9 protein-coding genes are annotated in these 12693 nt (G+C 70.9%); 6 read left to right on the top strand and 3 right to left on the bottom strand.

All coding sequences use genetic code 11. The annotated features are described in order from the left end of the window. Nucleotides 1-12: 12 nt before the first annotated feature. Together IE109_RS01550 and IE109_RS01545 are read right to left on the bottom strand one after the other, a co-directional pair. Nucleotides 13-984: an ABC transporter ATP-binding protein gene (locus tag IE109_RS01550; RefSeq protein WP_189548830.1), complete on the bottom strand. Its 972-nt coding sequence runs from the start codon at nt 982-984 to the stop codon at nt 13-15. Nucleotides 985-1022: 38 nt separating this feature from the next. Continuing rightward, nucleotides 1023-2408, bottom strand: coding sequence for an NYN domain-containing protein (locus IE109_RS01545; RefSeq protein WP_189548565.1), 1386 nt, complete (start codon nt 2406-2408; stop codon nt 1023-1025). A gap of 235 nt (nt 2409-2643) precedes the next feature. Here IE109_RS01545 and IE109_RS01540 point away from each other — a divergent pair, with 235 nt between their 5' ends. Continuing rightward, nucleotides 2644-2814: a hypothetical protein gene (locus IE109_RS01540; protein WP_189548564.1), complete on the top strand. Its 171-nt coding sequence runs from the start codon at nt 2644-2646 to the stop codon at nt 2812-2814. Between the two features lie 110 nt (nt 2815-2924). Here IE109_RS01540 and dnaE read toward each other — a convergent pair whose 3' ends face one another. Then, nucleotides 2925-6464, bottom strand: a complete 3540-nt coding sequence (dnaE, locus tag IE109_RS01535) for a DNA polymerase III subunit alpha (RefSeq protein WP_189548563.1) — start codon at nt 6462-6464, stop codon at nt 2925-2927. Nucleotides 6465-6645: 181 nt separating this feature from the next. Between dnaE and IE109_RS01530 the strand changes: the two genes are divergently transcribed. The 5 genes from IE109_RS01530 to IE109_RS01510 all read left to right on the top strand — a co-directional run bounded on the left by IE109_RS01530 (nt 6646) and on the right by IE109_RS01510 (nt 12647). Further along, nucleotides 6646-7971 carry a DUF2252 domain-containing protein gene (locus IE109_RS01530; protein ID WP_229890433.1) on the top strand — a complete coding sequence of 442 codons (1326 nt, stop codon included), beginning with the start codon at nt 6646-6648 and terminating at the stop codon, nt 7969-7971. Between the two features lie 87 nt (nt 7972-8058). After that, nucleotides 8059-8745, top strand: coding sequence for a hypothetical protein (locus IE109_RS01525; RefSeq protein WP_189548561.1), 687 nt, complete (start codon nt 8059-8061; stop codon nt 8743-8745). A gap of 47 nt (nt 8746-8792) precedes the next feature. Next, nucleotides 8793-9605, top strand: a complete 813-nt coding sequence (locus IE109_RS01520; RefSeq protein WP_189548560.1) for a DsbA family protein — start codon at nt 8793-8795, stop codon at nt 9603-9605. Nucleotides 9606-9701: 96 nt separating this feature from the next. Then, the gene (locus IE109_RS01515; RefSeq protein ID WP_189548559.1) at nt 9702-11357 is read left to right on the top strand and encodes an alkaline phosphatase D family protein; all 1656 of its coding nucleotides are present in this window, start codon (nt 9702-9704) and stop codon (nt 11355-11357) included. A 354-nt stretch (nt 11358-11711) separates the two neighbouring features. Then, nucleotides 11712-12647, top strand: coding sequence for a zinc metalloprotease (locus IE109_RS01510; RefSeq protein ID WP_189548558.1), 936 nt, complete (start codon nt 11712-11714; stop codon nt 12645-12647). Nucleotides 12648-12693: the final 46 nt, after the last annotated feature.

Genomic DNA, 12693 nt, shown 5'->3' with positions numbered 1-12693 from the left:
GGATGCTCCTGTTCATGCCTTGACCAGGCCCTTCGTCTCGCCGCCGAGGGCGAGGTACACGTCCTCCAGGCTCGGCGTCGCCAGCGTGAAGTCGTCGAGCGCGGCGAACGCGGCTCCGCCGGTCACCGCCGCGACCGCCGCCCGCGCCTCGTCCGGCGCCAGGCGCAGCACCCAGGTGCGCCCCGACTCCTGGGCCGACCCTCGCAGCGCCGCCACCTCGGGCACCTCCAGCGGAGCCCGCTCGCGCCACACCAGCTCCACCCGCACCTCCCCGGCCACCCGTTCCTTCAGTCCCGCCGGGGTGTCGCAGGCGATCACCCGCCCGCGCTCCAGCACGGCGACCCGGTCCAGCACGGTCTCGGCCTCGATGACGTTGTGGGTGACAAGCAGCACGGTCGTACCGTGCCGGGCCCGCCTGCGGTCGACGGCGGCCCACACGGAGCGCCGGGCGACGGGGTCCATGCCGGTGGTCGGCTCGTCGAGGATCAGCACGGGCCGCTCCCCGACCAGCGCGGTCGCGAAACAGGCGAGCCGCCGCTGGCCCCCGGACAGCTTCTTCAGGGGCCGCCCGGCGAGGCCGGTGAGCCCCAGCTCCTCCAGGACGGCGTCCCGCTCGGCCCGGGCGTCCCGGGTCGTGAGGCCGCGCAGCCGCCCGGTGGTCTCGGCGGCGAGCGCGACGGTCAGCTCGTCGAGGGCGGTGGACTCCTGCCCGAGGTAGCCGATCAGCCGCGCGGCGCGCTCGGGGTGGCGTACGAGGTCGTGGCCGAGCATCCGGACGGTGCCCGCGTCGGGGCGCATCAGGCCCGTCAGCTGCCGGACGAGGGTGGACTTGCCCGCGCCGTTGGGACCGAGCAGGCCGAAGATCTCCCCGCCGCGCACGTCCAGGGACACCCCGTCGGTGGCGCGCACCTCGGGTGTGGCGGGCCGCCCGCGCCCGCCGCGCGTGGCGGGGTACGTCTTGACCAGCTCCCGCACCACGCACACCGTACTCACGAGGGATGAGCCTAAAGGGTCGCCGTGCCCTATTCGCCCACGGGGGCGTGCTCGGCCGCCGCCCGTACGTCGATCTCGCGCCAGAACCCGGCCCGGATCGCGTACCGGTCGTGCTCGTCGATCTGGTCGTCCTTGTGGGCGAGCAGGCCGAACCGGGCCGCGTAACGCAGCAGTTCGCCGTCGATGCGGTGCGGGATGCGCGGGTACATGGTCGAGAGCTTCTGTACGTGGGCGGGGTCGGGCAGCCGCTCCATCCAGCGCCGCGCGAAGACCTGGCCCACCTCGAAGGGGTCGCCGCCGACCGTGGTGATGTCCTCCTCGCGGTCGGCCCAGCGCTGCTCGGCGCTGGTCAGCTGGGCGAGGGTGGGCAGCGACGCGGTCTCGGGCGGTTCGCCGACCGTGCCGCCGGGGCGGTCGACCCAGCCCCGGTCGGAGGACCAGCGCAGCGTGGCGTTCGCCGGCGGGGTGGCGCCCGCCGGGCCGGCGGCGGCCTGGTGGCCGGGGGCGTGCAGGGCGGCCAGGTCCTTGGGGGTGGGGACGCCGCCGCCCTTGGGGCCGCCCCCCGGGGACGGCGCGCCGGTCGCGTCGGCGCCGTCCGCGCCGCCCTCGCGGGGCGCGGCGTGGACGGTCCGGCCGTTGAGGGGCGTCCCGTTGACGGTCGGCGCCGTGCCGTTGACGGACGGCGCCGCACCGCCGACGGACGGCGCCGTGCCGTTGACCGCGGCGGAGGCGGCGGCCGCTGCCGCTTCGGCGGCGCGCTCGGCGGAGGCGGCCAGCGCCGACTCCGGCAGCGGGGCGGAGAGGATGGCGGCGATCTCGGGGCGCGGCGCCGGCGCCGGCGAGCAGGGGCCGCTGAGCTCCTTGGCGCGGACGGCCCGGGTGATCCACGTGCGGTCGAGCACCCGGCGCTCGTCGGCCTCGGCGACCAGGTCCTCGGACTGGTTGTAATCCCCGTCGGCGGCCTGGACGGCCCACAGGTGGACGGCGACCCCGTGTTCCTTGGCGGACATCAGCCCGGGCAGCAGGTCCCCGTCGCCGGTGACGAGCACGATGTCGGAGCAGGCCCGGTTGCGGGCCAGCTCGGTGAGCTCGGCGTGCATCGCCGCGTCGACGCCCTTCTGGGCCCAGCGCCCGTCGCTGCGCGTCAGGGCGCCCAGCCGGACGGTGACACGGGGCATGACGCGCAGCCTGCGGTGCTCCGGCTGGGGTACGCGGTCGGGGGCGCCGTCGAACCAGTAGATCCGCAGCAGGGGCTGCTGGGTGTCGGCCTCGGCGCGTTCGCGGAGGCCTTGGATGAGGGCGGAGTGGTCGACGGTGATCCGGGAGCGGGCCGGTTCTCCGGCGAGAAGGCTGGCGGCGGCTCCCAGCAGGTAGCCGGCGTCCACCAGAACGACGCAGCGGTCCACGTGTTCCACCCTCTTTCGGGAACCTCGGGATCGGAAGTTGCTTCGGATTTCCTTCGAGTCTGCCCGACTGCCGCGGGGTTAACGGCCGGAACTGGATCATCGGCGTGGCGGATCACGCCGAGCCCCCGTGATGGCGGCCGACATGGCGGCCGACTACCGTCCGCGATGATCCAAAATGCGCACAGTATGTGCGTATGTGAGTCTGGCAGCGGCCCTGGCCCCTACACCCCACGGAGGCAGCACCATGGCCAAGAACAAGAAGTCGGACCGCGGTCAGAAGCAGTCGCCCGCGGAGCGCGGAGCGCAGCAGGCGAAAAGCGCGTCGATGGAGGCGCAGGCCGAGCACCGCATCTCTCAGGTCACGCCCACGGACGTCGCCGTCAAGGGCCGGCAGAAGAGGTTCGGCCACAACTGAGGCCGCGCCGGACCCCGCGCGTGACGGAAGGGGCGCACCCGTGACGACGGGCGCGCCCCTTCCGCGTGGACGGGCGGTGGCGGGCGTGGACGGCCGGCGGCGGGCTGCGGTCAGCCGGCCAGGCAGGACGGGCCGAGCAGGACCTTGAGGTCGCCGAAGAGCGCGGGATCGGGCTGGACCCGGTGCCGGTCGAGCCGGAGCACGGTGGTGGAGCGCGGTCCCTGGAGCTTGATCCGCACCTCGGTGTTGCCCTTGTGGTGGGTGAGGATCTCGCCGAGGCGGCTGATCATGGGCGGGGTCACCTTCACCGTGGGGATGGTGAGCACCACCGGCGCGTTGGTGCCGGCCGACGACAGGTCGGGCACCATCAGCTCCATGGCGACCAGCCGGGGCACGTCCTCCCGCTTGTCGAGGCGGCCCTTGACGAAGACGACGGTGTCCTCGACGAGCTGGGTGGACACCAGCTGGTAGGTCGCCGGGAAGAACATGCACTCGATGGAGCCGGCCAGGTCCTCGACGGTGGCGATCGCCCAGGCGTTGCCCTGCTTGGTCATCTTCCGCTGGAGGCCCGAGATGATGCCGCCGATGGTGACGACCGCGCCGTCGGCGTGCTCCCCGCCCGTCAGCTGGGCGATCGCCGCGTCGGCCTTGTCCGTCAGGACGTGCTCGATGCCGAAGAGCGGGTGGTCGGAGACGTACAGGCCGAGCATCTCGCGCTCCTGCGCGAGGAGGTAGGACTTCTCCCACTCGACGTCGGAGAACTCGACGTCCAGTCCGAAGCCCGGCTCGTCGCTCGTCTCCTCCCCCATGCCGCCGAAGAGGTCGAACTGCCCCTCGGCCTCCTTGCGCTTGACCGCGACCACGTTGTCGATCATCGGTTCGTGGTGGGCGACCAGTCCCTTGCGGGTGTGGCCCATCTCGTCGAAGGCGCCGGCCTTGATGAGGGACTCGATGGTGCGCTTGTTGCAGACGACCGCCTCGACCTTGTCGAGGAAATCGGGGAAGGAGGTGTACTTCCCCTTCGCCTTGCGGCACCGGATGATCGACTCGACGACGTTGGTGCCGACGTTCCGCACGGCGGACAGGCCGAAGAGGATGACGTCGTCGCCCTGGGCGGCGAAGTTCGACTCGGACTCGTTGACGTTGGGCGGGAGCACCTTGATGCCCATGCGCCGGCACTCGTTCAGGTAGACGGCCGACTTGTCCTTGTCGTCCTTGACCGAGGTGAGCAGCGCCGCCATGTACTCGGCGGGGTGGTTCGCCTTGAGGTACGCCGTCCAGTAGGACACGAGGCCGTACGCGGCGGAGTGCGCCTTGTTGAAGGCGTAGCCGGCGAAGGGGACCAGCACGTCCCACAGCGCCTTGATCGCCTCGTCGCTGTAGCCGTTCTTCTTGGCGCCGGCCTGGAAGATGGTGAAGTTCTTCGCCAGTTCCTCGGGCTTCTTCTTGCCCATGACGCGGCGGAGGATGTCGGCCTCGCCCAGCGAGTACCCGGCGATGATCTGGGCGGCCTTCTGGACCTGCTCCTGGTAGACGATCAGGCCGTAGGTGACGCCCAGGACCTCCTTGAGCGGCTCCTCCAGCTCCGGGTGGATCGGGGTGATCTCCTGCTGGCCGTTCTTGCGCAGCGCGTAGTTCGTGTGCGAGTTCATGCCCATCGGACCCGGCCGGTACAGGGCCGAGACGGCGGAGATGTCCTCGAAGTTGTCGGGCTTCATCAGCCGCAGCAGGGACCGCATGGGGCCCCCGTCGAACTGGAAGACACCGAGAGTGTCGCCGCGCTGGAGCAGCTCGAAGGTCGTCGGGTCGTCGAGGGGCAGGCTCAGGAGATCGATGTCGATCCCCTTGTTGGCCTTCACCATCTTGACGGCGTCGTCCATGATCGTCAGGTTGCGCAGGCCCAGGAAGTCCATCTTCAGCAGGCCGAGCGACTCGCAGCTGGGGTAGTCCCACTGCGTGATGGTGACGCCGTCGGTGTGCCTCACCCAGACCGGGACGTGGTCGACGATCGGCTCACTGGACATGATCACGCCGGCGGCGTGCACGCCCATCTGCCGGACCAGCCCCTCCACGCCGCGCGCGGTGTCGATGACCTTCTTCACGTCCGGCTCGTTCTCGTACATCCCGCGGACCTCGCCCGCCTCGGAGTACCGGGGGTGGGACGGGTCGGTGATGCCGGAGAGCGGGATGCCCTTGCCGAGGACGTCGGCGGGCATGGCCTTGGTGATGCGGTCGCCCATCGCGTACGGGTAGCCCAGCACGCGCGCGGAGTCCTTGATCGCGTTCTTGGCCTTGATCGTGCCGTACGTGCCGATCATGGCGACCTTGTCCTCGCCGTACTTCTCGGTCACGTACCTGATCACCTCGACGCGCCTGCGCTCGTCGAAGTCGATGTCGACATCGGGCATGGAGACGCGCTCGGGGTTGAGGAAGCGCTCGAAGATCAGACCGTGCGGGATGGGGTCGAGGTCGGTGATGCCCAGCGCGTACGCCACGATCGAGCCGGCCGCCGAGCCACGGCCGGGGCCCACCGCGATGCCCTGGTTCTTGGCCCACATGATGAAGTCGGCGACGACGAGGAAGTACCCCGGGAACCCCATCTGGATGATGACGTCCATCTCGTACTCGACCTGCCGCTGGCGGTCGTCGGGGATGCCGTCGGGGAAGCGGCGGTGCATGCCGCGCCGGACTTCCTCCTTGAACCAGCTGACCTCGGTGTGACCCTCGGGGATGTCGAACTTCGGCATGAGGTCGCGCTTCTCGAACATGCCGGAGATATCGACCTGCTCGGCGACCAGGAGCGTGTTGGCGCAGCCCTCCTGCCAGGCGTCCGAGGAGTCGATGGCGTACATCTCGTCCGTGGACTTGAGGTAGTAGCCGGTGCCGTCGAACTTGAAGCGGTCGGGGTCGGAGAGGTTCTTGCCGGTCTGGATGCACAGCAGCGCGTCGTGGGCGGAGGCCTCGTGCGCGTACGTGTAGTGCGAGTCGTTGGTGACCAGGGGCGGGATGCCCAGCTTCTTGCCGATCTCCAGCAGCCCGTCGCGCACCCGGCGCTCGATCTCGATGCCGTGGTCCATCAGCTCCAGGAAGTAACGGTCCTTGCCGAAGATGTCCTGGTACTCGGAGGCCGACTTCAGGGCCTCGTCGAACTGGCCGAGGCGCAGCCGGGTCTGGAGCTCGCCCGAGGGGCAGCCGGTGGAGGCGATGAGCCCCTCCGACCACTGGGCGATGGTCTCCTTGTCCATGCGCGGCCACTTCTGCAGCCAGCCCTCCTTGTACGCGTCGGAGGAGAGCCGGAAGAGGTTGTGCAGACCGGTGGCGTTCGCCGCCCAGATCGTCTTGTGGGTGTAGCCACCCGAGCCGGAGACGTCGTCCCGCTTCTGGTGCGGCTGGCCCCACTGGATCTTGCGCTTGTTGCGCCGCGACTCGGGGGCGACGTACGCCTCGATCCCGATGATCGGGGTGACCCCGGCCTTCCTCGCCGTGTGGAAGAAGTCGTACGCCCCGTGGAGGTTGCCGTGGTCGGACATGGCGATGTGCGTCATGCCCATCTCGTTGCAGGCGTTGAACATGTCCTTGAGCCGCGCGGCACCGTCCAGCAGCGAGTACTGGGTGTGCACGTGAAGGTGCGTGAACGGCGGCTTCGACACGGTTGCTGCCTCCGGCGGTCGGGGGTGGGGGACAGCTCGGAAGTCTACGTGGCCCCACTGACAACGACCGGGCACTCGGGAGTACGGTCACGCGTTGGAGGGGGACGGAGGGCCTGTCCCTTTTGTCATGCGCGCACTCAGGCGCGCATCCCCGTACGCCAGCACCTGGAGGCACCCCGCGATGTCGGTCCCGCAGCTCACCGCCGAGGAACGCGGTGAGCAGATCCTCTCCGTCTTCGGCACCGCCTTCGGCGCGCTCCTGGCCGCCGACCCGGCCGCCTTCCGCGTCAAGTTCCGGAAGATGGCCGGCTCGGCCTTCGCCTTCTACCGGGGCGCGGCCTCCCTGTTCTACGCCGACCTCGACCAGGAGCAGCACGGCGGACCGTACCTGGACGAGCGGACCGCCCGGGTGTGGATCCACGGCGACCTGCACGCCGAGAACTTCGGCACGTACATGGACGCCAACGGACGGCTGGTCTTCAACGTCAACGACTTCGACGAGGCGTACGTCGGGCCCTTCACCTGGGACCTGAAGCGGCTGTCGGCGTCCCTGGCGCTGATCGGCTACGCCAAGGCGCTCAGCGACGGGCAGATCACCGAGCTGGTGCGGATCTGCGCCGCCGCCTACCGGGAGCGGATCCGCGCCCTGGCGACCGGCGCCAAGAACGACGAGGTCCCGCCGTTCACCCTGGACACGGCCGACGGCCCGCTGCTGGACGCCCTGCGCGTCGCCCGCTCGCTCACCCGGTTCGGGCTGCTGGAGTCGATGACGGAGATCCGGGACTTCGAGCGCCGGTTCACGGCCGGCGGCGGGGCGATCGAGCTCGACGCGGCGACCCGCTACAAGGTCCTGGCGGCCTTCGACGGGTACCTGGAGACGCTGCCCGAGTCGAGCCTGGCTCGGCCCGACTCGTACCGCGTCAAGGACGTCGTGGGGCGGCGCGGCATCGGCATCGGGTCGGCCGGGCTGCCCTCGTACAACATCCTCCTCGAGGGCACCAGCGACGCCCTGGAGAACGATGTGGTGATCTACATGAAGCAGGCGCAGACCCCGGCGGTGTCACGCCATGTGACCGACCGGGCGGTGCGGGAGTACTTCCAGCACGAGGGGCACCGCACGGTGATCTCGCAGCGGGCGCTCCAGGCGCACGCCGACCCGTGGCTGGGCTGGACGGAGCTCGACGGCGCGGGGCAGCTGGTGGCGGAGGTGTCGCCGTACGCGGTGGACCTCGACTGGGCGGACATCGACGACCCGGCGGAGATCGCCGCGACGGTCGCCGACCTCGGCCGGGCGGCGGCCACCATGCACGCGGCGGCCGACGACGAGAGCGGGCACTCCCTGGTGCCGTTCTCCACCGAGCGCGCCATCGACGCGGCGATCGCCGCCGACGAGGAGGGCTTCGGGGAACTGCTGGTGGACTTCGCGCACGGCTACGGCGCCCGGGCGCGCGCGGACCACCAGATCTTCGTCGACCTGTTCCGCAACGGCCGCATCCCCGGCCTGTAGGACGCCGCCGGGAACCGCCCCGGCAGGGGCCGCGAAGGCCGGATCCTTTAGGGACCGCTTATGGGCGGGCGTGGCACACTCTCGGCGATGGACGGCATATCCGGGACCCGGCTCAGGTGGCTGCGGGCAGCGTTCTTCACGGCACTGGTCGTGACGCTGTCGGTGGCCTCCCACGTGCTGCTGTCCGGGGTCCCGCTGCCGGTGGTGACCGTCGCTGGCGTCACGGCCGGTGTCTTCGGCGCCGCGTACGCGCTCGCGGGCGCCGAGCGCGGCTTCTGGGGCATCGCGGCGCTCCTCGTCCCGCTGGAGCTGGCCGCCGACACGGTGTTCACCACCGGCCAGCACGTCTGTTACGGACCGGCCGGCGGCCCCGTGGCGGGGTCCCTGCGGTCGGTGGGCGTCGATGTGCTGTGCGGCGGCGCCGTGGGCGCCCCGCTGCCCGGTGTCGTGGTCCCGGAGGGCGGCGCCGCCGCCCTGCTCCGCTCCCCCGACCCGGCGCTGCCCTGGCTGCTGCTCGCCGCGCACGTCACGGTCGGGCTGATCGCCTCGGCCTGGCTGCGGCGGGGCGAGAGCGCGCTGGCCGGGCTGGTGCGGTCGGTGGCCGCTTCCGCGTTCCGGCCCCTGCTGCTCGCCGTCGCGGCGGCCGGGGCGGTGGGCCCGGCGGTGCGCCGGGGCGTGCGGCTCGTGGGCCGGCCGCGTGTCTCCCGTACCCGCCTCCTCGTGCACTCCGTGGGGCGGCGCGGACCGCCGTGCCGGGCGGCCCTGGCCGCCTGACACCGGCAGTCCCCCCTTACGTACGGAATTCCACGGAGAACACCACCATGAGTGCACGCAACAGCCAGGCGAACAAGGCGGCGGCCCGCGAGCGGCTGCGCCAGGAGCGCGAGCGCCAGGCCAGGAAGGACAAGGTCCGCCGGCAGGTCACCGTCGGCGTCTCGGCGATCGTCGTCCTGGCGGTCGCCGGCGGCGTCGGCTACGCCGTGATGCAGGCGAACAAGCCCTCCCACTGGGAGGCGATGAAGGACCGCGAGAACGTCACCGCCCCCGAGAACACCTCGGGAGAGAACGGCACCACCCTCGTCATCGGCAAGCCGGCCGCCAAGAAGACGCTGGAGATCTACGAGGACTCCCGCTGCCCGATCTGCGCCACGTTCGAGCAGGGCGTGGGCGGGACGATCGAGAAGGACGTCGCCGCCGGCAAGTACAAGCTCCGGTACGTCGGCGCGACGTTCATCGACAACAGCGACCAGGGCGAGGGCTCCAAGAACGCGCTGTCGGCGCTGGGGGCCGCCCTGAACGTCGGCCCGGAGGCGTTCCTGGACTACAAGGCCGCGCTCTACTCGGCGAAGTACCACCCCGAGGAGAGCCAGGACAAGTTCGCCAAGGACTCCTACCTCCTGGAGATCGCCGACACCGTCCCGGCCCTGAAGAGCAACGCCGCGTTCAGGAAGGACGTCGAGGAAGGCACCTTCGACGCCTGGGCGCTCAAGATGTCGGCGGCCTTCGACGACAGCGGCGTGAAGGGCACCCCCACCCTGAAGATGGACGGCAAGCCCGTCACCGACGCCCGCGGCAACGCCCCCATGACGGTCCCCGACTTCACCGCGGCGATCGACAAGGCACTCAAGGGATAGCTCCGGCGAGCGGAGCACGGCTTTCGGCCAACGGGCGGGCGAACACTGGGGAGTTCGCCCGCCCGGACGCTCTACCGATCAGTAATCTGATCGGCCGTGACCAGTCGCCTCCTTCCTTCCCCCAGCCGCCGCACGGTCGTCAAGGCCGTTGCCGCCACCGCTGTCGCCGCTCCTGTCCTCGCCACCGCGACGTCCGCCTCGGCGGACGTGCAGGCGCCCGCCTTCCTCCACGGTGTCGCCTCGGGCGACCCGCTGCCCGACGGCGTCCTGCTGTGGACGCGGGTGACCCCGTCCCCCGACGCCCTGCCCGGATCGGGCAGAGGCGCCGACACGGAGGTGAGATGGGAGGTCGCCGAGGACCGGGCCTTCACCCGCGTCGTGGCACGGGGCGCCGTCACGGCGACGGCCGCCTCCGACCACACCGTGAAGGTGGACGTGAGGGGCCTGCGCCAGGAGACCGCCCATTACTTCCGCTTCTCGGCCGGTACGGACCCCTCGGCGGCCGTCTCCCCCGTCGGCCGGACCCGCACCACGCCGGCCGCCGACGCCGGCACGCCCGGCGTCCGCTTCGGCGTGGTCTCCTGCGCCAACTGGGAGGCCGGCCACTTCTCCGCGTACCGCCACCTCGCCGCTCGCTCCGACCTGGACGCGATACTCCACCTCGGCGACTACATATACGAGTACGGAACGGGCGCCTACCCCGGTCCGGACCGCGTCGTGCGGCGGCACGAGCCACAGCACGAGACGGTCGGCCTCGCCGACTACCGCCTGCGGCACGCCACCTACAAGACGGACCCCGACCTCCAGGCACTGCACGCCGCCCACCCCGTCATAGCCATCTGGGACGACCACGAGTTCGCCGACGACACCTGGTCCGGCGGCGCGGACAACCACACCCCGGGCACCGAGGGCGACTGGGCGGTCCGGGCGGCGGCCGCGAAGCGGGCGTACTTCGAGTGGATGCCGGTCCGCGCCTCCACCGAGGGCACGGTCTACCGCCGGCTGCGCTTCGGCAAGCTGGCCGACCTGCACCTGCTGGACCTCCGCTCGTTCCGCTCCCAGCAGGCGTCGACGGGCAGCGGCCGGGTCGACGACCCCGACCGCACGATCACCGGGCGCGCCCAGCTGGACTGGCTGAAGGCCGGGCTGGCCTCCTCCGACGCGGCCTGGAAGCTGGTGGGCACCTCGGTGATGATCTCGCCGGTCGCCTTCGGCTCGCTGCCGGCCCACCTGCTGGGGCCGGTCGCGGAGCTGCTGGGGCTGCCCAAGGGCGGCCTGGCGATCAACGTCGACCAGTGGGACGGCTACACGGACGACCGCAGGGAGCTGCTCGCCCACCTGACGGAGCGGTCCATCACCAACACGGTCTTCCTGACCGGTGACATCCATATGGCCTGGGCCAACGACGTGCCGGTGACGGCCGCCACCTACCCGGTGTCGCGGTCGGCGGCGACCGAGTTCGTGGTGACGTCGGTGACCTCCGACAACCTGGACGACATCCTGCGCGTCGCTCCCGGAACGGTCTCGCTGGTGGCGGCGGCGGCGCTCCGGGGCGCCAACCGGCACGTGAAGTGGGTCGACATGGACAACCACGGGTACGGCGTCCTCGACGTGACCGCCGAGCGCTCGCAGATGGACTACTACACGGTCTCCGACAAGACGAGGCCCGACGCGTCCTCGGCCTGGATCCGCTCGTACCGGACGCTCAGTGGAACGCAGAAGGTCGAGCGGGTGAACGCACCGGTCCGCTGACGAGCCATCAGCGATCGTTTTCAGCCAAATACAGTTCTGTTGACAACAGATCACCGACCCGTGGCGGGCGGCGTGTTCCGGAGATCGAAAGGGGACACACCGTCCGCCTTCGGCACCCGGCCCGTTACGGAGACGTCTCGAAGTCTGAAACAGGCCGGAGGATTTCCCCCGGATGTCTTCATCTACTCAACGATTGATTGGGCTTGTTCAATGCTCATCAAGATCTGACATGGCCACGTAATCTCCCCGCGGTGGCGAGGAAGGCCCTCTCCACAGCCCCCGCGAGGAGTCACCATGCGTGCTCTTGCCCGAATATCTCCGCGTATGCACCGTCGTGTTCTGAGCACGGCGGTCATGGCCGGATCCCTGGCCCTCTTCCCGCTCTCCGCGCCGACGGGCGTCGCCGCCGCCTCGTCGCCGGCCCCGGCGGTCACCGAGGAGTGCGCCGACGGTTCGGGCGCCGCCTCCGCTCGTGAGATCCACCCCGGGGGTGCCGGCGACGCGCACGAGCCCAACGAGGTGACCGACGCCAAGGCCAAGGCCATGGACGCGGACCTCAGGAAGAGACTGGAGGCGGCCCGGGCGAACGGCAGCCGCGCGGACGCCGCAGCCGCCACCTCCATCCCGGTCTACTTCCACGTCATCCACGACGGCGAGACCGGCAAGCTCAGCACGACGGACATCAACGCGCAGATGGCCGTCCTCAACTCCGCCTTCGGCGGCCAGGGCACCGGGAACGCCGACTCCGGCTTCCAGTTCTCACTGGCCGGCACCGACTGGACGAACAACGCCGCCTGGTACAACCTCAGCTCGGGATCCGCCGAGGAGAAGGCCATGAAGTCCGCCCTCCGCAAGGGCGGCGCCGGGGCGCTCAACTTCTACACGGCCAACCTCGGCGGCGGCCTCCTCGGCTGGGCGACCTTCCCGTCCTCGTACAAGTCCAACCCGACCATGGACGGGGTCGTCGTGCTCGACGCCTCCCTCCCGGGCGGCTCGGCCGCCAACTACGCCGAGGGCGACACCGGCACCCACGAGGTCGGCCACTGGATGGGGCTCTACCACACCTTCCAGGGCGGCTGCAGCGGCAACGGCGACTACGTGACCGACACGCCCGCCGAGAAGAGCCCGGCCTACGAGTGCCCGGCCGGACGCGACACCTGCGTCAACAAGACCGGCGCCGACCCGATCCACAACTTCATGGACTACACGTACGACGCCTGCATGTACCAGTTCACGGGCGGCCAGGTGCAGCGCATGAAGGACCACTGGACCGCGTACCGGGCCGTCTGACGCCCCCCGCGCCGGGACGCCCCCGGCGCCGGGTCACGGCCCCGGG

The organism is Streptomyces lavendofoliae (genome assembly GCF_014649735.1).
Taxonomy (GTDB): domain Bacteria; phylum Actinomycetota; class Actinomycetes; order Streptomycetales; family Streptomycetaceae; genus Streptomyces; species Streptomyces lavendofoliae.
This window is presented reverse-complemented; position numbering and strand designations above follow the sequence as displayed.

Coding starts and splice junctions, on each gene's coding strand:
- IE109_RS01540 (WP_189548564.1), top strand. CDS start 2,644: ATGGCCAAGAACAAGAAGTCGGACCGCGGTCAGAAGCAGTCGCCCGCG.
- IE109_RS01530 (WP_229890433.1), top strand. CDS start 6,646: ATGTCGGTCCCGCAGCTCACCGCCGAGGAACGCGGTGAGCAGATCCTC.
- IE109_RS01525 (WP_189548561.1), top strand. CDS start 8,059: ATGGACGGCATATCCGGGACCCGGCTCAGGTGGCTGCGGGCAGCGTTC.
- IE109_RS01520 (WP_189548560.1), top strand. CDS start 8,793: ATGAGTGCACGCAACAGCCAGGCGAACAAGGCGGCGGCCCGCGAGCGG.
- IE109_RS01510 (WP_189548558.1), top strand. CDS start 11,712: ATGGCCGGATCCCTGGCCCTCTTCCCGCTCTCCGCGCCGACGGGCGTC.